At 68.0% G+C, this 19,808-nt stretch carries 22 protein-coding genes and 6 tRNA genes; 17 read left to right on the top strand and 11 right to left on the bottom strand.

Going from position 1 to position 19,808, the window contains the following annotated elements; genetic code table 11:
* Positions 1-47 precede the first annotated feature (47 nt).
* Positions 48-1,226 (top strand): PucR family transcriptional regulator, encoded by a 1,179-nt coding sequence (locus ACSHWB_RS01235; protein WP_439660227.1) that lies wholly within the window; start codon positions 48-50, stop codon positions 1,224-1,226.
* On the opposite strand, the gene ACSHWB_RS01230 is transcribed toward ACSHWB_RS01235, so the two are convergent.
* From ACSHWB_RS01230 to ACSHWB_RS01210, 5 genes are all read right to left on the bottom strand, one after another.
* Entirely contained in the window at positions 1,196-1,612 is a 417-nt protein-coding gene (locus tag ACSHWB_RS01230) for a lasso peptide biosynthesis B2 protein (RefSeq protein WP_439660226.1), read from the bottom strand. The genes ACSHWB_RS01235 and ACSHWB_RS01230 overlap by 31 nt on opposite strands.
* Entirely contained in the window at positions 1,609-1,875 is a 267-nt protein-coding gene (locus tag ACSHWB_RS01225) for a lasso peptide biosynthesis PqqD family chaperone (protein WP_439660225.1), read from the bottom strand. The genes ACSHWB_RS01230 and ACSHWB_RS01225 overlap by 4 nt, the downstream gene beginning before the upstream one ends.
* Entirely contained in the window at positions 1,872-3,488 is a 1,617-nt protein-coding gene (locus ACSHWB_RS01220) for an asparagine synthase-related protein (RefSeq protein ID WP_439660224.1), read from the bottom strand. Before ACSHWB_RS01220 ends, ACSHWB_RS01225 begins: the two co-directional genes overlap by 4 nt.
* Positions 3,489-3,733: 245 nt before the next feature.
* Positions 3,734-3,850, bottom strand: a complete 117-nt coding sequence (locus ACSHWB_RS01215) for a lasso RiPP family leader peptide-containing protein (RefSeq protein ID WP_439660223.1) — start codon at positions 3,848-3,850, stop codon at positions 3,734-3,736.
* Between the two features lie 160 nt (positions 3,851-4,010).
* Positions 4,011-5,987, bottom strand: coding sequence for a GDSL-type esterase/lipase family protein (locus ACSHWB_RS01210; RefSeq protein ID WP_439660222.1), 1,977 nt, complete (start codon positions 5,985-5,987; stop codon positions 4,011-4,013).
* Positions 5,988-6,125: 138 nt separating this feature from the next.
* On the opposite strand from ACSHWB_RS01210, the gene ACSHWB_RS01205 reads away from it, so the two are divergent.
* The 3 genes from ACSHWB_RS01205 (at position 6,126) to ACSHWB_RS01195 (ending at position 8,633) form a co-directional block, all read left to right on the top strand.
* The gene (locus ACSHWB_RS01205; protein WP_439660221.1) at positions 6,126-7,427 is read left to right on the top strand and encodes a sensor histidine kinase; all 1,302 of its coding nucleotides are present in this window, start codon (positions 6,126-6,128) and stop codon (positions 7,425-7,427) included.
* A complete protein-coding gene (locus ACSHWB_RS01200; RefSeq protein ID WP_439660220.1) occupies positions 7,424-8,062 on the top strand; it encodes a response regulator transcription factor in 639 nt (212 codons plus the stop codon). The genes ACSHWB_RS01205 and ACSHWB_RS01200 overlap by 4 nt, the downstream gene beginning before the upstream one ends.
* Before the next feature lie 136 nt (positions 8,063-8,198).
* Positions 8,199-8,633 carry a hypothetical protein gene (locus tag ACSHWB_RS01195; protein ID WP_439660219.1) on the top strand — a complete coding sequence of 145 codons (435 nt, stop codon included), beginning with the start codon at positions 8,199-8,201 and terminating at the stop codon, positions 8,631-8,633.
* Here ACSHWB_RS01195 and ACSHWB_RS01190 read toward each other — a convergent pair.
* Positions 8,536-8,901 (bottom strand): aldehyde dehydrogenase family protein, encoded by a 366-nt coding sequence (locus tag ACSHWB_RS01190; RefSeq protein WP_439660218.1) that lies wholly within the window; start codon positions 8,899-8,901, stop codon positions 8,536-8,538. The two genes, ACSHWB_RS01195 and ACSHWB_RS01190, sit on opposite strands and share 98 nt — an antisense overlap.
* 73 nt (positions 8,902-8,974) lie before the next feature.
* Between ACSHWB_RS01190 and ACSHWB_RS01185 the strand changes: the two genes are divergently transcribed.
* Entirely contained in the window at positions 8,975-9,082 is a 108-nt protein-coding gene (locus ACSHWB_RS01185; protein ID WP_439660217.1) for an SDR family oxidoreductase, read from the top strand.
* A gap of 11 nt (positions 9,083-9,093) precedes the next feature.
* Positions 9,094-9,495, top strand: a complete 402-nt coding sequence (locus ACSHWB_RS01180; protein WP_439660216.1) for an MmcQ/YjbR family DNA-binding protein — start codon at positions 9,094-9,096, stop codon at positions 9,493-9,495.
* A 4-nt stretch (positions 9,496-9,499) separates the two neighbouring features.
* On the opposite strand, the gene ACSHWB_RS01175 is transcribed toward ACSHWB_RS01180, so the two are convergent.
* From ACSHWB_RS01175 to ACSHWB_RS01155, 5 genes are all read right to left on the bottom strand, one after another.
* Positions 9,500-9,661, bottom strand: coding sequence for a hypothetical protein (locus ACSHWB_RS01175; protein ID WP_439660215.1), 162 nt, complete (start codon positions 9,659-9,661; stop codon positions 9,500-9,502).
* 395 nt (positions 9,662-10,056) lie between these two features.
* Positions 10,057-10,128, bottom strand: a tRNA-Val gene (locus ACSHWB_RS01170).
* 56 nt (positions 10,129-10,184) lie between these two features.
* Complete coding sequence (locus ACSHWB_RS01165; RefSeq protein ID WP_439660214.1) at positions 10,185-10,610, bottom strand: TIGR02611 family protein; 426 nt, start codon at positions 10,608-10,610, stop codon at positions 10,185-10,187.
* Between the two features lie 22 nt (positions 10,611-10,632).
* On the bottom strand, positions 10,633-11,418 hold the full coding sequence (locus ACSHWB_RS01160) for an anti-sigma factor domain-containing protein (protein ID WP_439660213.1): 786 nt from the start codon (positions 11,416-11,418) through the stop codon (positions 10,633-10,635).
* Entirely contained in the window at positions 11,415-12,035 is a 621-nt protein-coding gene (locus ACSHWB_RS01155; RefSeq protein WP_439660212.1) for an RNA polymerase sigma factor, read from the bottom strand. The genes ACSHWB_RS01160 and ACSHWB_RS01155 overlap by 4 nt, the downstream gene beginning before the upstream one ends.
* 256 nt (positions 12,036-12,291) lie before the next feature.
* Between ACSHWB_RS01155 and ACSHWB_RS01150 the strand changes: the two genes are divergently transcribed.
* From ACSHWB_RS01150 to ACSHWB_RS01100, 11 genes are all read left to right on the top strand, one after another.
* Positions 12,292-12,717 carry an SsgA family sporulation/cell division regulator gene (locus ACSHWB_RS01150; RefSeq protein ID WP_030477975.1) on the top strand — a complete coding sequence of 142 codons (426 nt, stop codon included), beginning with the start codon at positions 12,292-12,294 and terminating at the stop codon, positions 12,715-12,717.
* A 107-nt stretch (positions 12,718-12,824) separates the two neighbouring features.
* Positions 12,825-12,897 (top strand) — tRNA-Gly (locus ACSHWB_RS01145).
* 40 nt (positions 12,898-12,937) lie between these two features.
* Positions 12,938-13,009: transfer RNA gene (locus ACSHWB_RS01140), tRNA-Cys, on the top strand.
* 1 nt (position 13,010) lies between these two features.
* Positions 13,011-13,082: transfer RNA gene (locus tag ACSHWB_RS01135), tRNA-Val, on the top strand.
* A 147-nt stretch (positions 13,083-13,229) separates the two neighbouring features.
* Positions 13,230-13,302, top strand: a tRNA-Gly gene (locus ACSHWB_RS01130).
* Between the two features lies 1 nt (position 13,303).
* Positions 13,304-13,375, top strand: a tRNA-Val gene (locus tag ACSHWB_RS01125).
* A gap of 159 nt (positions 13,376-13,534) precedes the next feature.
* Positions 13,535-14,125, top strand: a complete 591-nt coding sequence (locus ACSHWB_RS01120) for a TIR domain-containing protein (RefSeq protein ID WP_439660211.1) — start codon at positions 13,535-13,537, stop codon at positions 14,123-14,125.
* Positions 14,125-15,762 carry a KGGVGR-motif variant AAA ATPase gene (locus tag ACSHWB_RS01115; protein ID WP_439660210.1) on the top strand — a complete coding sequence of 546 codons (1,638 nt, stop codon included), beginning with the start codon at positions 14,125-14,127 and terminating at the stop codon, positions 15,760-15,762. Before ACSHWB_RS01120 ends, ACSHWB_RS01115 begins: the two co-directional genes overlap by 1 nt.
* An 11-nt stretch (positions 15,763-15,773) precedes the next feature.
* Positions 15,774-16,376 carry a hypothetical protein gene (locus tag ACSHWB_RS01110; RefSeq protein ID WP_439660209.1) on the top strand — a complete coding sequence of 201 codons (603 nt, stop codon included), beginning with the start codon at positions 15,774-15,776 and terminating at the stop codon, positions 16,374-16,376.
* A complete protein-coding gene (locus tag ACSHWB_RS01105) occupies positions 16,373-19,444 on the top strand; it encodes a helicase HerA domain-containing protein (protein WP_439660208.1) in 3,072 nt (1,023 codons plus the stop codon). Before ACSHWB_RS01110 ends, ACSHWB_RS01105 begins: the two co-directional genes overlap by 4 nt.
* A gap of 174 nt (positions 19,445-19,618) precedes the next feature.
* A complete protein-coding gene (locus tag ACSHWB_RS01100; protein WP_439660207.1) occupies positions 19,619-19,795 on the top strand; it encodes a hypothetical protein in 177 nt (58 codons plus the stop codon).
* The last annotated feature ends 13 nt before the right edge of the window (positions 19,796-19,808 follow it).

The raw sequence follows: 19,808 nt of genomic DNA, 5'->3' as shown, positions 1-19,808 counted from the left end.
GTCCCGGCTGGCCGCGTCGCAACGGGTTGTTGCGGGGGAGGACTGCTGTGCGTGATGGTCGGAAACCGGGTTTGGTGCCGCAGCCGCTGGTCGCGCGGTTGCGGCGGAGACACGATGTGGTGTCCAAGTCGGTCGTGGAGGCGATCGTGCGCGCCAATCCACGGCTGGGTGAGCTGACGGGGTCGTTCACGCGGAGGTTGGAAGGGGTGACTCGGCACGCGATCAGCCGCGCGCTGGACCTGTGGCCGGTAGGGCAGCCCGCGCCGGAGGACGAACTGGAGATCTACGCCGACCAGGCCGCTGACGCAGCTCGGCGGGGGTTGTCGCTGGACGAGGTGATCACCAGCTACGAGATCGGCGGCTCGGTCATGCTGGCCGACTACTGGGCTCAGGCCGAGGTCGGCGACCAGCGGGAACTGGCCGAGCTGACCGCCTGGCACGCGCGTGAGGCGCCGCTGGCCATGGGCCGGGTCCGGACGGCATTCATCACCGCGGCGATGACCGAGGGTTTCGGCGGTCAGTCGCGTCGCGCGTACGCGCGGGCGTTGGTCACGGGGACCGTGACCGCCGGATTGGCCGCCGCAGTGGGACATGGGCTGAAGCGGGGCTACGTCGTGTTCGCGATCGCCTGGGATGACGCCGAAGGAATCCGGCGGATGCGCACCGCGTTGCCCGATCAGGGTTTGCTGGACGAGGATCCGCCGAAGGCACCGGTTGTCCTGATCGCGTGCGACCGTGCGAGCGCGGAAGAAACGGTCCGCGAGTTCTGCGCCGAGCTGTCCCTCGACGGGCTGGCCGTCGTCATGTCCCACGCTGAGGACGCCGCTTCCGTACCGGAGGCCGCCAGTACTGTCCGCCGGATGACCCCGCTTGCTGTGGCGACGATGGCGACCGGTGTGCTGCGGCCGGAGATGTTGCTGCTCGATGCCGTGGTCGCGGAGCATGGAGAGTTGCGCGCGGAACTCGGGCGGATCATCCGGCCGGTCGCCGAGCGCCCGGAGTTGCTGGACACCTTGGCCACGTTGTACAAGGCCGACCTCGACCGCGGGCGCAGTGCCTCACTGCTCGGCATCCACCGCCGGACGCTGACCTATCGGCTGGAACGCGTCAGCGAGCTGACCGGCCTGCATCCGTTGAGCAGCAACGGGATCAAGCTGCTGCAGGTCGCCATCACCGCGGTGCGGCTCGACGCGGCTCACGGCACGGTGATCAACGTGGAGAAGTAGCCGGCCGGGTAGGCCTCGCCGACCATGACACCTTCGGCCGCGACCCACGCGTGCCCGCCGAACGGCGGGAGTCGACGTACTCCCACGCACCACGTCGGCCAGTGACCACGCAACCGGCACAGCAGCGCGGTTGCCAGGGAGCGCGGGAGACAACCTTCCCGTGCGGCGCAGACCAGGCTGACAGCGACGATGTCGGCACGGACCACCGTCGCTTCCTCCACAGTGGATGGACGAGCACCGCGGCGCAGCCGACTCAGGACGAGGCGGATGTGTCGCGGTGACCGGGTGGCCAGCAGTCGCGCCACACCGACAACCAGGTACACCACGACTCGCCGGCGCAGTGGCACGGAACGCGGCTGATGGGTGACGAGGCCCATCGCGGTCATCGTGACCCTCCCTGTGCCAGACCCGCGGCGTGCAGTTCGCCGACCAGGTCGCTGATGTCCTGCGTGGCCGTGTCGAGGTCGATGTCGTAGAGCCGGGTGATGTCCTGTGCCGCTTCGGCTGGTGTGGCGCCTTCGACCATGCTGCGCAAAGCCTTCGCGCCGGTTGGGTTGAGCTCCCAGTACTGGCCGGTGTTCTCGTCGAGCAGGACCACGCCGTAGTCGGTGTCGGCGAGAGCGAGGCCGTCGCGCAACCGCAGTGTCATCTCAGGACTCCTCGGGTCGATGCGGGAAATCGTGCAAGTGTGCGTAACCACACTTCGCATCCCACGGTCTGGTAGAGCACCCCGAGCGGCAGGTGCGCGGGCAAGGGGCGGCTGCACAGGTCTCGAAGCAGACTGGTGTCGATCAGGCCGAGGCGTCCGAGGTGGGAGTCCTCCCACAGCGCCAGCAGGTCGGATCGGTTGCGGCGCAGACCAGGGTCCTCGTCACCGGTGCTGTCGGCCTTGGTGTGACGGGAAATGCTGACTGCCGGGACGATGCCCGTCATGGCCGTGGCGATGAGTGGCTTGTACCGCCAGGGCGTGACGCGCTGCTCGGGACGTACCGCGAGGGCGGCCTCGATGACGCGGTCGTCGTAGTACGGCGCGGCGACCCTCACCCCGGCATGCTCGGCTGTGTGCTCGAGGTAGCGAAACCCACCAGCACCGAACCGCACCGCAGCCAGGTCCTGGTGCTGGCCGTGGCGCGGTGACAGGGGTTCGGCAGTGCGGGCCGCTGCGCGGATCAGGTCACCTACCGCCTCAACGGCCTGCGGGCGTACCCACGGTGGCAGGCGCGGCGGCAACGTGTCCCACATCAGCGCGGGCTCGTTCACCGGCGCGGGGGTGTTCAGACCGTCAGCCACTGTGGTGAGCCAGTGGCCGTACGGGCGCGTGTCGAGCACTTGCCTCAGCACCCGCCTGAGCGACCAGCGGTTCTGCGCCATGAACCCGCGTAGCTGGCGAACGCCGGCACGCACGTTTGCCGGCGATCCCGCCAGGAGGTCATCGCCGCCGAAACCGGTCAGGTGCATCTGGGAACCTCGCGCCGTGGCCCATCGCACGACGGTCAACCACCGCTCGCAGTCGACGGTGAGAAAACTCGGCTCGTCGAACACCTCGTCCCTGTCCAGCAGACCGTCGTACACGGTCGGTATCTCGTCCGCGGGAACGACGTGGTGCTCGATTCCGGGCACCTGGCTCGCGGTGCGCCTGGCCCAGTCCACGTCGTCGTCGCACGGGTCACTACCGGCGAGGGTGCAGGCGACCACAGGCGCATGCATTTGCGCAGCGGTGCAGCACACCGCTGTCGAGTCCGCGCCACCGAGATCGGAGCTCACCACAACGCGTCCCCGCACACGCGCCAGCACCGCGTCGACAAGCGCCTCCCGTAGCCGTACGGCGCCTTCATCCAGCGAGAGCAACGGTTCCGGTGGTGTCCAGTGCCTCGCCGTGTACGGCCGTCGAGCACCTTCGAGGACTAGGTGGCGATCCCCGGTGACGACGTCCACGCCACGCCACATCGGCTGGTCGCTCAACGGATGCAACGTCGACGGCTGCAGAAGCCGTATGGCGAGCCGCACCTCGTCAAGCTCGGCTCCGGCGAGACCAGCCAGCACATCGGCCCGGTCCGCAGCGACGGAAACCGCGCCGACACGCGCGTGGAAAACACGCCGCACGCCGCTCACCGTTCCCTGTACCCGCACCCTGCCACCTACGGAAGCAACCAGGTGCACGCTGCCGACGAGGGAACGGGCGACAGCATCAACATCCGCCAACGTCCGGACTCGCGCCACCGCGTCGGCGAAACCGGCCGGCGACGCGTGCTGCCCGAACACGGCTACCGCGGTGTCCCCGGCGCAGGAGGACAGGACCTCGTCCTCACCCCAGCAGCCCGCTATCCACGCCCGTCCCGACGGATGGTCGAGCACCTTCGTCGCGCGATCGCTCAGCACAGCCATCACCTCGCCGGCCGCCGCACAGTCCGGTAGCACCACGAACCACATGAAGTCCCCGTTTCGCCTGCCCGAGCCGGCCCTGGGGCGTCACCGCCACCAGGGCCGGCCTCACCGGTCGAGGGATGTCACCAGGCGCCGAATCCCCAGCCGATCCGGTCACGCGCCCCTGCAGCGCCGTAGCCGGTCCTGGCCGCGAACGTGCCGACCGCCCGGAGCGTGGGGCGTTCGTAGATCAGCTTCATCAATGCCTCCTGTTGTGTCACAAGGGATTCCTGAAAGCGCGCGGCCCGCCGAACCTGACGATAGCTTCAGCGCCGACCGGCGGATATGCCACAAACAGGAAGGCCTGCCACGAGTGGACTTCCTCTTTGGGCAACGGGCACCTGTGTCGGCTGCTGCTCTTCAGGAGGTGAGCGACGTGGAGGGCGGAGGTGGCGGGGGTGGCGGAGGCGAGGGAGCCTTCGACGGCATGGGAGGCGTCGATCCACCCCGCCCCTTGGAGCCGCCACTACCGAGTGGATACGGGGAGTTGGGGTTCGACGGACGCGTCGGTGGTGTGAACACGGGTGCGGGTGGCGGCTTCACTCCGAGCACCGAACCGTTGGACAACGGTGCTGCTCTCGAGGCGAAGTCGGGCTTGAAGCCAGCCGCTGTCGGCGGTTTCGGGGTCGACGGGGTGCTCGGCGACCGCATGGATTTTTCGGGCGAGATGACCGGTTTCGGGGCCGGCCGGGCCGCGGGAGGTTTGCTTCCACTCGTGTGGTTGTCCTGTTGTGGAGGCGTGGAGGGCTGAGGCGCCTGCGGTGGCGCCGCCGGCTGCCGGGGCGTAGGCGGTAGAGGCGTAGGCGGCCTGGGGGTAGGCGGCTGAGGCGTCGGCTGGTCGTCATCTCGCGGCGGGGTGTGCGGTACAGGTTGCGGGCCGGCGTTCTCTCCCGGCGCCGCACTCCGCGGTGGCTGCGCCGGCGCCTGGTTGCTGGTGGGGCTGCTTGGTGCCGTGGGACTGGCAGCCGGCGGCCGGACAGCCGGGGCGGGCTTGTTCGGAAAGGCACCGGGTTTTCCGCCGTCCGGCCTTGTACGGGACAGTGGCGGGCGTGGGTCCGGCTTGTTCGGGTTCCTGTCCTGGTCGTTGAGGTGCCCGTCGCCGTCCCAGTCGGAGTCGCGGTAGTCGGGCCGGCCGTCGCCGTCGGTGTCCGGCGCGGGGTACCGCTTGATGGTGACCTTGCTGGTGTCGGTCGGCCCGGCACCTTGCTTGGGCGGAACCCGCAGGCCGTGCTTGCGGGCCAGCGCCTCGGAGATGCGGTCGGAGATGAGACCGGCCCCAGCTCGGTTGGGGTGGAACGGCTCACTGCTCGCCCACTGGGTGGACGATCCGGTGATCGCAGGCCAGATGCCGGTGATCGCCGGGTCGTCGCTGTTGAGTTCGCGGCCCTTGAGCGCGTCGGCGAGGTCGACGGTCGTGCCGCACCCGCAGATCTCCTCCGCCCGCTTCAGCGCCTGGTTGACCCGCTCACCGAACTTCCGCATCTCGGCGAGCGCTTCGGGGCTCATCCCGTCGAACCACGAGTTCTTGGCCGGGTCGATCGCCATCGGGTAGTTCGGGAAGAACAGCTCGGCGTTCGGCGCCTGGTTCCTGATCGCCTGCCAGACCTGCAGCAGCCTGGCGATCACCGTGGGCGCCTGGCCCTTCCAGCTCTCGTCTGCCTGGTCGCGGTAGTCCTGATCGGACTTTCCGGTGTCCAGCAGTTGCCTGGCCGCTTCCTGCAGGATCCTGGTCTTGTCCGCGTCGCCGCGCACGAACGACTCTGCCAACGGGCCGAAGAGCACATCGTTGCCGCCAAGGCCGACGATCACCGCATCGGCGTCCTTCGGTATCTGGCCGAGCTGCGGGTGGTTGACGGCGAGGTCGTTCTCCTCGTGCATGGTGCTCGGGTTGAGCGGGTCCCGCGCCCGGTTGCCCGGGACCTTCTCCAGCGGGTCCCGGCGCTGCGTCTCGAACACGTCCGACGTCGTCGCACCGGAGGCGGCCACGACGTGCACCTCGACCTCGAGGCCGGGATTCGCGGCCTGCAGCCGCGCCACGGCCTGCATGGCAGGGCTGTCCATCGACTGGTGCCGTGGATCCTGTGGGTCGAAGTAGCCGCCGCGCGTCGCACCTCGCCCTAGCCTCTCACCGTGGACGGCCTCGCCGGCGGTGTACGAGTCACCCACGACCACGATCTTGAGTTTGCTCTTGTGCTGCTGCTGCTGCTGTTGTTGGAGCTGTGGTGTCCCCGGCTTGGCGACGGCGACAGCTCCCGGCGCCACGGCACAGACCACCGCCAACGCGGCGCCCAGCGTCAGCACCTGGTCAAAGACGCGACCCCGGTCACGAACACGCATCAAACGCACCTCCAAGAGGGCTGGCCGTTCTCGGTATCACCTGCGGTGCACTGATCGTGGTGGACCGCACCCGAGCGGATCCATGCCGCACAGATGCGACATGGACGAGCCAGTGGGCTTGCTGCCACGCTGGATCGGGTGAGTACCCAGCTCGAACTGGACGGGTTGACGTCGAGCGGCTCACCGTCGACGCACGCGGCGACGACCGATGCCGAGACCTCAGCCGAGACCGACGGCGTGGTGAGCCTGCATCGGCAGGTTCGGGGAATCGTCGCCGGGGTCGTGGTGCTGGCTCGGCTGTCCACACTGGCCATGGTCGCGTTGAGCGCAGTCGGCGCCGTACATGTCGATGCCTACATCAGAGCCGCGCTGGCGATCACCGTGTACGCGGTTCTGTTCATCTGGAGCGCGGTGCTGATCACGCTGGCGCTCCGCCGGCCCATGATGCACGGCGGGGTGCTGGTCGCGGACGTCGCGGTCGCCGTCACCGCCATCGTGGTTCTGCCGACGACGGTGGACAACATCAAGTTCTCGAACATCTCCAACTCGTATCTGGAACCCATCACGGTCAGCGTCGCCGTGACCGTGGCACTGGTCAGCGGTTCGGCCCGGCACACTGCGGCCGGTTGCACCGCGCTCGCCGCGGCCTACGCCATCGGGCAGGTACCACTGTTCGCGAGCGGCACGGACATCACGTCGCTCGTCAGCACGATCGGCTGGCAGGTGGGCACAGCCGTCTGCTGCCTGGTGTTCATCCAACGGCTGAGACAGACAGCCCACCAGGTGGATGTCGCCACCGCACACGTGGTCACCGCACGGGAACGGCTCGCCGCTCAGCGTGCCCACAACGAGGAACGCGCCCGGCACTTCCGCGAAGAGGTCCGCCGCTACCGCGCCCTGCACGACGGGCCGCTGCGCATCCTGACCGGGATCGCCGGTCCCGGTCCAGCGGCCCACCCCGATCCTCTGGTGCGCCGGCAATGCGCGGTCAGTGTCGACATCCTGCGCGGTGCCGCCCCTGATGAGACCGGCGGCACTCTCACCGACCTCTCCCTGGCGTTGATGGAAGCCGGCACCAATGCCGCCGCTCTCGGGCTGCGGGTCGAGTACCACTTCGCCAAACTGCCCGACAGCCTGCCCGCCGAGGTCGTCGCAGCCTTGTGCCTTGCCAGCGCGGAAGCGTTGAGCAACGCCGCCGCGCACTCCGGTACCAGCCGCGCCCGCCTCACCGCCACAACGAGCACGGACGGCGAGGCTCCCGGAACCGTGGTCATCGTGGCGATCGTCGATCAGGGCGAGGGATTCGACCCCGCCACCACCGAACTCGGTTACGGCATCCTGCACTCGATCATCGAACGGATGACCGAGGTCGGCGGAGCAGCCGTCGTGGACAGTCATCCAGGTGAGGGGACTCGCATCGACCTGCGGTGGCCGGCATGACCGAGATGATCAGTGTCGCCGTCGTCGACAACGACAAGCTCGTCCCCGCGGGCCTGCGGGCCCTGCTCGCCGACACCCCGGACATCACCATCACCCACACGGCTCTCACCGTTACCGGCTACCTCGCTGAACAAACCGGCGGGCCCGCCGACGTGATCCTGCTCGACCTGCAGTTGGAGGACGGCAGCAACCCGGCCGAGAACGTCGCCACCCTGCGCCACACCGGCGCCGCGGTCCTGGTCATCTCCGTGCACGGCGACCGCCGCCACATCCGCGCCACCATTCGCGCCGGAGCTTGCGGCTACCTCATCAAGGACGACGACGCCGAAAAGCTCACCGACGCCATCCGAACTGTCCACAAGGGACATTTGGCGCTGACCGCCGAGCTCATGACCATCATCAACGACGACCCACCTGAACTATCCCCCCAGGAACTCCAGGTCCTCTACCTCTACGGCACTGGAAGCACCCTGGCCGCCACCGCCCGCCGCCTCGGCATAGCCATCCCCACCGTCCGCTCCTACCTCGACCGCATCCGCGCCAAATGGGCCGCTGCCGACGAACCCGTCGACGACGTCCGCGCCCTCATCCACGAGTACCCCGTTCCTCACGTCCGACCTGACCGGCCTGGGTGAGACTCTGGGCGTTCGACACGTCGCTCGGGCCGCCGTTCGCCAAGCGGATCGTCAGCAGGTTCGGGTCGGTCAAGCTGCTTGTCCCGCCAGGTCGGAGCGCTCTTCGTGGATCGACTCGCCCAGGTGACTTGTAACGTTGAGCGCACTTTGGACTGGCGCTGGAACAGCGTCGTTCGCTCGGCGGGCTTGCGGAACGACGCGGCGGCGGGAGCTCGTCCTGTCCGCGCCGCGGAATCCCGGCCCGTTCAGTCCTGCTGAGACGGCCGGGGTTCTCAGTAGGACGATCGCCGAGCTTCCCGTCTTCTGCGACCTGCTCACCCACGTGCCGCTCAGTCTCGAGGGCGACGTCGACATGGAGAGGGCGCGTCGTTACAAGATCAACGCGTTTGCCGCCTACGACGACATGGCGCGTCACCTGGAGGCGGTGAGCGTGATGTCGAGTGCGCGAGTCGCCGACCTCATCACCATCGCGCTCACCGCCAACCTCTGGCAGGTCGCACACCCCACGCCGACCCTGGCGGCTCTGTACGCAGGAAGCCTTGGCGCACACAGCTCTGGCCGGAGTTGGTGAATCGGGCACGGACGGCAGCAATAGCCGCGGCGTCGAGGTCCGCGTCGTCGAGCACGATGAACGGGTCGGAGGCGCCGGGCTCGAGCACGGTCTTCTTCACCGCACGGCCTGCTGCCGCACCGACCGCGGCATCCGCGCGGTTGCTGCCGGTGAGGGTGACGGAGGCGATGCGGTCGTCCGCGATGATGCGTTCGCTGATGGCGGGGACGTCGGGTTCGGCGACGACGAGCGTGGTGAGTGCGCCAGGAGGGAACCCGGCACGGCTCACGAGGTCCTGGATGGCGAGCGCGCTTCCGGTGACGTTGGGGAGTGCTTGAGCAGCACGGTGCCCGCTGAGCAGGATGGCCGAACCGCGCGAGGTGGCCGAGGTGACGGCCTGGCTGCTCAGCGACAGGGCATCGATGGTGCGCGGGGCGTTCATGCTCGTGGACGGGGGAGCGGGCGCGTAGCGTTGTGCGCCGTGAACGATCGTGCGGACGTGCCGGACCGGGTGCTGGACGAGGTGCGGGCCATCTGCGCCGCGCTGCCGGAGGCCACCGAGCAGGCGGCGTGGGTGGGTATGCGGTGGAGCGTCCGCAACCGCAGTTTCGTGCACGTCTTCACTGCGCATCCCGGTGAGACCGGGGCGTACAGCCGGGCCGCCGAACTCACCGAGCCAACAGTGATCATGACGTTCCGGGCCCAGCCCGAGGAGTTCGACGCCCTGGCCGGAGCCGGGGAGCCGTTCTTCCGGGCGGCGTGGGGCAAGGACGTGGTCGGGCTGAAGGTGCTGCCGGACGTGGACTGGGACGAGGTGCGGGAGTTGCTGACCGAGAGCTACCGCGTGCTGGCGCCGGCGAAGCTCGTGAAGCTGCTCGGTTGAGCGGTCAGGGTTCGCGGGTGCTGGGGATGGCGGTCCACGTCCGCTCGTGGCGATTGGCGGTGATCTCGGCGAATGCCTGGTTCACGGCGGCGGCGGACGGTTGCTTGCGCGGGTGGTTCCTGGTCAGCAGGGCGGGCATCGCGGAGGCGAGCGACTTGAACGCCACGTATTCCTTGGATCTGTCGGACGTCCAGGGAATGGTCAGGCTGTAGGTCCGTTCGTCGTCGGCGAGTACTCGGCAGCTTGATCAACGAGTACGAACCCGCGGCGGCCTAAGGCACAGGTCAGACCGCTGAGCCTAGTTTTGCCACCCCACAGGGACACGCGACGGTGGCGTTCACGCTCGACACCTACTCGGCGGACATCGAGGACCTTGATCGTGATGCCGCAGAGGCAGTGATTGGTCTGTTCCTGCCGCCCTCGCAGAGAGGGCTGGTCTGACGTGGAACGACGCCGGTTTAGCACCACTTTTTGCACCGAGGCCCCGGAGCGAGGGGTCTGCGAGTGCCCGACAAACCCGAAAGCCCCCGACCTGTGCAGGTCGGGGGCTTTCGGGTTGTGTGGGCGATACTGGGATCGAACCAGTGACCTCTTCGGTGTGAACGAAGCGCTCTCCCGCTGAGCTAAACGCCCGTGTTCTGTTGTCGTGCTGTCCCGCTCTCGCGGTGTGGCCATAGCCTACAACATCATCAACGAGAACCAAAAATCGGGCTCTGCAACCAGCTCCACTCCAGGCCGAACCAGCCGCCTACCAGCGCGAACACGTTGAGGAAGTAGCAGGTTACGATGACGATGGCGCAGACGCCTGCCATGACGAGGCCTCGTACCCAGGACGGCTGGCGCTTGAGCCAGGCTACCCAGCGGTCGTAGTAGCGCTTCGCGAACTTCAGGACTCGGCCTGCCCACTCGAACTCCGTGGCGAGGATGGCGAGGCCTGCGAAGACCACGAGCCAGCCCGGGCCCGGGTACGGGATCATGATGATGCCCGCGATCAGCACGAGGCCGCCGATCACGCCCACGCCGATCCGGTACGCCAGGTTCAGGGCCGGGTTCCTGTGGAACCAGTGGCGCCAGCCCTTGTGCTCTTCTTCGGGCTTCACGTCGGGCTTCGTCATGTGTCGATCATCCTGTTGGGATTCAGGCGGGTGCAACCTGACCGCCTCCGAGCACCTCCGAGGGTTTCGGCGGGGCCTGGCGGCCTGGTTCGAGCGACACCGCGAAAGTTGTGTGCTTGTGCGCTTCGGAGGACCAGGTCAGCAGTTGTGGGTCGGTCGAGCCTGTGCGCACGTCGAACACTGCCAACGGTACCGGCGACGGAGTGCTCGCACCCCAAACTACGTAAATGTGGCCCGTGTCGTTCGGTTTGAGGTTCATCGGCATCACGGCGGCCGAGGTGGGGCTGGAGAGGACCACTGCCACTTCGGTGCCTGTGGTGGCGCGCAGGACCGCCCTGTTCGTGGCTGGGTCTGCGGCTAGGGAGAGGGCCTTGTTCAGGTCGTTGGTGCGGGCCTGGGAGGCCGCTACCTCGCCTGAGAGCTGGTTCACGCGCACGCCCAGGTAGCCGCCGCCTGCCAGTACGGCCAACGCTGCCGCGGCTGCCAGCAGTGTGCGGCCTGAGCGGCGGCGGTGTTGCGGGCGCAGCGGGATCGGGGCCGCGTGGCGCGGGGTGTGTGGTTGTGAGGGCGCTTCCTGGGGGATGTGCTCGATCTGTTCCATCAGCCTCGCGCGGAGGCGGGGTGGTGGTTGTTCTTGGCGCAGCGCGCCGCCTATGCCTGCGAGCACCTCTTGGGTTGCCTGCACGGTTCGCTGGCACGTGGCGCAGGTCGGCACGTGGTCGCGGGCCAGTGCTTCCTCGTCTGGCTCCAAGGAGTGCATCGCCCAGCCGACGGCGAGCTCCTCGTGAGCGCACAGGTCGCCGTTCACCGGTGGACTCCTGTCGTCTCGCCGGTTTCGCCGGCCCACAAGTTCCCCAACGTGCCTCTCAGGCGTCTGATCGCCGCGAACGTGCGCGATTTCACAGTCCCCAGGGGGATGCCTGTCAGCTTTGCCACCTCGCACTGCGTGTAGCCACCCAAATAGGCGAGCGCTATCACCTGGCGCTGTTCTTCCGGGAGCGTGTGCAGGGCTGCTCTGACCTCGGCGCTCACCACGCTGACCAACGCTGCGTGGTCGGAGCCCTCGGCAGGAGGGGATACGTCGTCGGTGAGGGGAACAGTTCGACGACGCTGAGTGTTCTCTTTACGTACGGCGTCCACCGCGCGGTGGTGGACCAAAGTCATCAACCAGGTTCCGAAACTGCCGCGGGCCGGGTCGAATCTGGCGGGATGTCGCCACAGGGCGAGGAAGGCCTCCTGGACGACGTCCTCGGCCAGCTCCGGGTCCACGCAGATGCGTCTGGCCAGCGAGTATGCCGGTGTGCCGTACCTGTCGTACAGCTCACCGAACGCCGACCGATCGCCCTGTGCGAGGCTTTGCACGAGCTCGAAATCGGTCGGCCGGCCGTCGCTCGACGCAACGGTTGGGCCGGGCGAGTCAGCCACCAGAGATGTCCTCACGTCCAACATTCGCGCAACAGCCGGTACCGGGTTCAGGTTAGACCCAGCAAGATGGGAGTCGCTGAACGCGGGCTAACGAGCGAGGAGGCCACGGAGCGCGTGTGCGCGGTCGCGTTGCGGAGTCGAGCTGACCCGATGGGGTGATATGCCCCCGAATCGCGAGCGTTCCTCGCCACATGCACGTCACAACTAAGGTGCTCGGTCGTTTCATTGACCGGGAAGGGAGAAGAGGGTAACGACGATGCGCAACGATCACGTGACGCTCCGCTCGACAGCGGTCTTCGACCTGCTGGCGCCGAGGACACCTGCGGTCCCGGTCCAGGTGGAGCTTCGATACGACACGAAGGACCCGTACGCGGTCGTCGCCGCGTTCCGCACCGGCCGCGCCGGTTGGGTCGAGTGGGTGTACGCCCGCGACCTGCTCGCAGACGGTCTCATCGCCGACGCCGGCGACGGTGACGTCCGGATCCGCCCCGCCGCCGACGACCCCGAGGTCGTCGTGATCGAGCTGAGCTCGCCTTCCGGGCACGCCATGTTCGAGGCGTCCGCCCAGGAGCTCGCCGACTTCCTCGACCGGACCTATGACGTCGTCGTGCCGGGCAACGAGCACCTGTGGGTCAACGTCGATGAGGCGCTCACACACCTCATCTCGAACGACCTGAGCTGAATAACCCGAGGTAGGGGGCCCGCGAAGGCGAAGCGGGCACCCCCGGTGAAACTCGCTTGAACCCCTCGTATAAGCTTCGTTTCAACATCATGAAGTCAGTGATGTACGCGGATGTAGCGCAGTTGGTAGCGCATCACCTTGCCAAGGTGAGGGTCGCGAGTTCGAGTCTCGTCATCCGCTCTGTGGTTCCCGGTGTACTTTGCCGTGGAGTCATGCTCCTGGCGGAGTGGCCGAGTGGCTTAGGCAAGGGCCTGCAAAGCCCTGTACACGGGTTCGATTCCCGTCTCCGCCTCGGACGATTAGCTCAGCGGGAGAGCACTACCTTGACACGGTAGGGGTCACAGGTTCAATCCCTGTATCGTCCATTTTGGATCGTCAGCGGGGCCAGGTGCACAGTGCACCTGGCCCCGCTGACGTTTCGGCACCCGCGGCACGCCCAAGATCAGCCGATTTGGAACTTCGGGGGAGCGTCGGATAAAGTTCCTCTCGCACCACGGGAAACCGAGGGGCACGCGGATGTAGCGCAGTTGGTAGCGCATCACCTTGCCAAGGTGAGGGTCGCGAGTTCGAGTCTCGTCATCCGCTCGGACGATTAGCTCAGCGGGAGAGCACTACCTTGACACGGTAGGGGTCACAGGTTCAATCCCTGTATCGTCCACTCAGCACAGGAAGCCCCCGATCATCATGATCGGGGGCTTCCTCGCGTTCGGGGTATGATCCGGAGCCCAGTTAATGTCCATTTATTGGTCGAAGCCGCCGCAAATGCCCACTTTTTTGTCTTTTATCGCGACGGTCGCCGCCTCTACCGTTGTGCGCTGTGTCCTACAAGTACGATTTCTTCATCAGCTACAGCCGCAAGGGCAGTGTGCAGAAATGGCTGTTGACCCACTTCTACGGCAAGCTCGTCGAGTACCTCGCTGACGAGAGCGCACCCGAGCCGAGGGTGTACATGGACCGCACCATGCCGCGGGCCGTGGAGTGGGCGCACAACCTGGAGAACTCGCTGCGGCACAGCAAGATCATGATCCAGCTGCTGACCCCGCCGTACTTCGAGTCGGACTGGTGCATGGCGGAGCTGGAGAGCATGCAGGCGCGGGAGGCCATGCTCGGCCTGGCCGGCGCCGACATCTCGCAGGGACTGATCTACCCCATCCTCTATTCCGATTCCGAGAACTTCCCGGACGTCGGGCGAATGCGTTCCTGGCAGGACTTCAAGGAATACGCGCACCCGGACGCGGTTTATCAGGACTCCGTCGACTACCTCTCGTTCTGCCGGCAGATCAGGGTGCTCGCGCGTGATCTCGTGCAGCTGGCCAAGCAGGTTCCGCCGTGGAGTCCCGACTGGCCGATCGTCGAACGGCCGAATCCGGTGCTCATCCCGCCACCGCCGTTACCGAGGTTCGAGTGATGACCGGAACCGTGATCACGTTCTACTCCTACAAAGGCGGCGTCGGACGCAGCTTCACCCTGGCCAACACCGCTGTGCTGCTCGCGCGCTGGGGTTATCGGGTGCTGGTGGTCGACTGGGATCTTGAAGCGCCCGGCCTTCATCTCTACTTCGCACCGCACCTGACCGAATCGCCGAAGAGTGGCGTGGTCGACATCGCGCAGGAATACCTCGCCGGAGTGCGGACGCCAGGTACGCACGAGGTACGGGTTCGTGTCGACGGCGTGCTCGACCTGATCGCGGCGGGCGGGGCAGAGGACGGCAGGCTCGATCCCACCTACTCGCGGCGCATGCAGGGGCTCGACTGGGAGGACCTGTACCGGCGGGGGTTCGCGGCCCACCTGGAGGAGTACCGCGAGCAGTGGATCGCCAAGTACGACTTCGTCCTGATCGACAGCCGCACCGGCGTCTCGGACATCGCGAGCATCTGCACGGCCCAGCTGCCTGACCGGCTCGTCGTCGTGTTCACCGCGAACGACCAGAACCTCAACGACGTCGTCGACGTCGCGCACATGGCCGACCGGGCCAGGGACCGGCTGCCCTACGACCGGCCGCGCCACCAGGTGATGCCGGTGTTGTCCCGTCTGGACAACCGCATGGAGTACGAGCGGGCGGAGACGTGGCAGAAGAAGTGCGCCGAGGTCGTCACGCCGCTGTTCCGCAACTGGCTGGTCAAGTCCGTGACCCCGGAACAGATGCTCCGGCACGTCACCATCCCCTACATCTCCTACTGGAGCTTCGGCGAGCTGCTGCCCGTGCTGGAGGAGCAGGCGCCGTCGTCCGACCAGATCTCGTTCGCGCTGGAGACGGTCGCCGCCGTGATCGCGCAGCAGTTCGACCGGACCGACCTGCTGCGCGACAACCGCGACGCCTACGTGGCCGCCGCACGGGCGCGCAGACGCAAGTTCGACCTCGACCTGCTGGTGTCGAGCCCGCGAACGCTGTGGCGCACCGGCACCGAGCTGATCACCGAACTGAAGCTGCTCGGGCTCAAGACGGACCGGTCGGTCTCGGGTGACCCGGAGATCCTGGACCAGGCCGGTGACATCGCCGAGCACCTCTGCCTCGTCGTTGCGGGGGAGCTGAGCCGCTGGCAGCTCACCGAGGCGGAACGGTTCGTGCGCCGCACGCTCGGCCCGGACGGCGCGCAACGGCAGATGTTCTGCCTGCTCACCCGCGGCACGGACCGCGAGCTGCTGCCCGGTTTCCTGCGCGGCCTGCGGCACCTCGAGTTCGACCCGGACATCCGGCCCGTCCGGGTGGCGCGGGAGCTGCACGACCTGATCAAGGCGACTCCCGCGCCCGAGACCGAACCGGACCAGGAGGCCCTCAGGGGCGCCGAGGCCGCGTTGCGGGAGGTGCCGGAGCAGCTGCCGTACGCCGGGAGGGTCGCGCTCGTCGAGGAGACGGTCCGCGGCATGGCCGGTGCGCTCGACGACGGCGACATGGAGCTGCTGCGCGACCGGTCCGCCGACCTCCTGCTGCTCAGCAAGCCCCATCGCGACGGGCCGGGGGTGGCGGCGCCGGCGCGGCTGCGCGGCGACGTGCGCGCACTGCTCGCCCGGATCGAACGACGAATCACCGCGTTCACCGACTGAAAGGCGGCGTGATGCCGGAGACGTACGCACCCAGCGCCAGGGCTGCACTGGTTCAGCTGATGCTGGAGGACCGCGAGATCCCCAACGTCGAGCTGGTGCAGCAGTTCAAGATCGAGCTGGGCAAGGACGATCGCAACGCCCTGAACGACGACGGCCTCCTGGAGACGTCGAAGGACGGCAGGCGACTGGTCCACCGGATCACCGACAAAGGCGTCGCCTGGTGCATGAACGACCTCATCGAAGGCGAGGCTCCGGCACGCATGGGACCGCTGGCACGAGTGCAGGCCGCGGTGTTGCGCCGGGTGCTGCGCTTCCTGAACGACCGCGGCACGCTCGCCGAGGCGGTGCGCACGGGTGACCTGGAGGAGCTGATCACGCGGGTGTACCTGGAGCTGGGAGACGGCTACCAGGACTGGGTCCGGCTCGCCAAGGTCCGCCCGAGGCTCGGCGCGGACCGCGACGAGGTCGACGAGACCCTGCTGAAGATGGTGAAGACCGGCACCGCGCACCTGGTCCCCGACTCGAACCGCAAGGTGCTGACCGAGGAGGACCACGCGGCCGCGATCCGGATCGGCGACGAGGACAAGCACCTCCTGGCGATCGAGGAATCATGACCGAGCACCTGCGCGAGGCGCTGGCGGTCGTGCGGTTCAACTCCGCCGAGACCCCGGACGACGTGTGGCACGCCTCGCCGTTCCACGTGGAGGGCCTGCACACCAGGGCGGAACACCGCCTGCGGGCGGGCATCGCGGACGCCAGGGCCAGCGCCGGGCCGAGCATCGGCGGACTGGTGCTGCAGGGCGAGAAGGGCGTCGGCAAGACGCACCTGCTCGGTTCGGTGCGCAGCACGGTCCAGGAGCAGGGCGGGTACTTCTTCCTCGTCGAGGTCACGTCGGGCAAGGCCTTCTGGGACGACATCGCGGACGCCATGCGCAGCGAGTTGCGCAGGGCCGGTGACGACGGCGACCTCCAGCTGACCGTGCTGTTGCGCCAGCTGTGCCGGGGAGCCGACGTGTCCGCGGAGGTCGCGCGGGCGGTCACCGGTGAAGCACCGCTGACGCCAGAGCACCTGCGGACCTTCCTCACCGGGCTGCGGGTCGTGGACAGCAGGATCGCCGTCGAGTGCGGCGACACGATCAGGGCGCTCGTGCTGTACGCCTCGGAGCACTCCGACATCGGCAGGTCCTATCTCAAGGGCGTGGACGAGACGAGCGAGGACCGCAGGCGCTGGGGTCTGCCGTCCGAGGCCAACCCGTCGCGGACGCTCGTCAGGGACATCTCGCGCGTGCTCGCGATGACCGGGCCGTGCGTGATCGCCGTCGACCAGCTGGACACGCTGGTGAACAAGGGGCAGGACGCGACCGGCGAGGCGGTGACGAACCCCGAGCTGGTGCAGGAGATCGCGGACATCTCGGACGGCCTGATGCGGCTGCGCGAGACCACGCGGCGCACGATCACGGTGGTCGCGTGCCTGCCCAACACGTGGAAGCTGCTGAAGTCGATCGCCAGCGACACCGTGGAGGACCGCTTCACCACGACGCCGATCCTCGCGTCGATCGCTGATCCCGCGCTGGGGCAACGGCTTCTGGAGAAGTGGCTCGGCGTGATGTACCGCAGCCACGGCATCACGCCGCCGCATCCCACCTGGCCCGTGGCGCCGAGCGCGTTCGACCCGGCGAACTGGGCAGCCCGCACGCCGCGCCAGCTGCTCAAGCGGGTGCACCAGCACGCAGAGGCCTGTTTGTACGGCGAGATAAGGGAACTGGCCTCGTTCAACGAGCCGGTGCCGTCCGAGGCCGTGCAGGCGCCGGTGCCGGTCGGGCCCGAACCCGACTACATGGCGGAGCTCGACGCCAGGTTCGCGCGGTTGAAGGAGACCGCGGGGATCGCCGCCGTGGACGTCAGGCCGCACAACGAGGACGAGGTGCTGCCCTCGTTGTTGCTCGCCGGGCTCAAGTCCTGGATCACCGAGGTCGGCAACGACGAGTTGAAGTGGCATCCGGAACCCCATTCCGACGACATGGGGCTGCACGCGGGCCTGAGGCTCACGGTGAACGAGGAGCTGGACACCCAGGAGCGCTGGGGGTTGCGGTTCATCGCGACCAGTCACGGCAACACGGTGCTGCGCAAGCTGCGTGAGGCCCGTGCTGCTGCGGAGGGGACGCATGGTGCGCGCGGCCGGCATCTGATCATCATCCGCAACGGGGCGAAGGGCTGGACGGGGGCGGTGACGCGGACCCTGGTCGCCGAGCTCGAAAGCGCGGGCGGGCGGTGCGTCGACATCACGGACGACGACCTGCGGACGTTCAGCGCTCTCAAGGAGATCTGCGCGGTGCAGACCCATCAGCTGCTCGCGTGGCTGGTGGCGCGGAAACCGGCCAGCGGCACGACGTTCCTGCGGGCGGTGCTGCCCGACCAGGAGAGAACCGCGGCGAGTCACCAGGAGACGCGCCCTCCGCCGCGGGCCGACGGGGCGATCGTGCTCGGGATGGACGGGGAGATCCGGATCGAGCTGGAATCCCTGCGCAAGCACGCGATCGTGTTCGCGGGGTCCGGCAGCGGGAAGACCGTGCTGCTGCGCAGGATCGTCGAAGAGTGTGCGCTGCAAGGCGTTTCGGCGATCGTGCTGGATCCCAACAACGACCTGGCGCGGCTCGGGGAGGCCTGGCCGGAGACGCCGGGGGAGTGGCGGGCCGGTGACGAGGCCCTGGCCGCCGAGTACCTGGCCGGCACCGAGGTCGTGGTGTGGACGCCGGGACGGGCCGGTGGGCGGCCGCTGAGTTTCCACCCCCTGCCCGATTTCGCTTTGGTGCGGGGAGATCAGGACGAGTTCGAGGCCGCGGTCGAGGCCGCCGTGGCACGGTTGGTGCCCCATGCGCGGATCGCCAACGAGACGAAGTTCGCCGTTCGTGGGCGGGCCGTGCTCAAGGAGGCGTTGAAGCACTACGCGCGCACCGGCAGGAGAGACCTGAACGGGCTCGTGGACCTGTTGGCGGAGCTGCCGGACGGGGTCAGCAAGCTCTACTCGGCGACGGCCACCGCGGCCGACCTGGCGGAGACGCTCAGGGCCGCGATGGTCAACGACCCGCTGCTCGCGGGCACCGGTGAAGCCACCGATCCCGGGGTGTTGTTCGAGGCCTCGCCAGGAAAGAAGGCCCGGATCTCGGTGATCAGCTTCGTCGGGCTGCCGTCCGACGAGCAACGGCAGGGGTTCATCAGCCAGCTGCAGCTGGAGGTGTTCGCCTGGATCAAGCGCAACCCCGCGGTGGACCGGCCGCTCGGCGGGCTGATGGTGATGGACGAGGCGCAGACGATCGCACCGTCCGGCGGGGTCACGGCCAGCACGCAGACCACGATCCTGCTGGCGTCGCAGGCCCGCAAGTACGGGCTGGGGCTGCTGCTCGCCACGCAGGCGCCCAAGGGCGTGCACAACCAGGTCACCGGCAACGCCACCACGCAGTTCTTCGGGCGGTTGAACAGCCCGGCGCAGATCGCGGCGGCGACGGAGATGGCACGGGCCAAGGGGAGTTCGGTCACGGACATCTCGCGGCTGGAACGCGGGCAGTTCTACGTCACCGGGGACACGTTCGGGTTCCGGCGGATGCGGGCGCCGTTGTGCCTGAGCCACCACCCGCCCAGTCCGCTGCGGCTGGAGGAAGTGATCGAGAAGGCCAGGAAGTGATCAAGGGCGGTGTCCTCCCGGGGACACCGCCCTTTTCGCGTTGCCGGGTTGACCACCTCGGCAGGCAACGGGAAACACCTGGTTTCACGCTTTTCGAAGACGAATGCTCGAAGGGAGCCCGCAGAGAGCGGGCGAAATCCGGAAATCAATTCCGTCACCTTCGGAGGATTCGCCATGTCCAAAATCGTGTCCACTGTCGCGGCCGGCGCCGCCACGCTCCTGACCGCGATCGCCGTCGCGGCCTCCGTTTCCGGTGGTGTCGCGGCCAACGCCGACGGCAACCCGCCGCCGCCCCCCACCACGACCACCACGGAGACGCAGGACGGCGGCGGCAACGTGTGGCACGGCTGAGCAGGCGGGGGAA

Source organism: Lentzea sp. HUAS TT2 (genome assembly GCF_051853195.1).
Lineage (GTDB): Bacteria > Actinomycetota > Actinomycetes > Mycobacteriales > Pseudonocardiaceae > Lentzea.
Note: the sequence above shows the minus strand (reverse complement) of the source record. Positions and strands in the feature narration are given on the sequence as shown.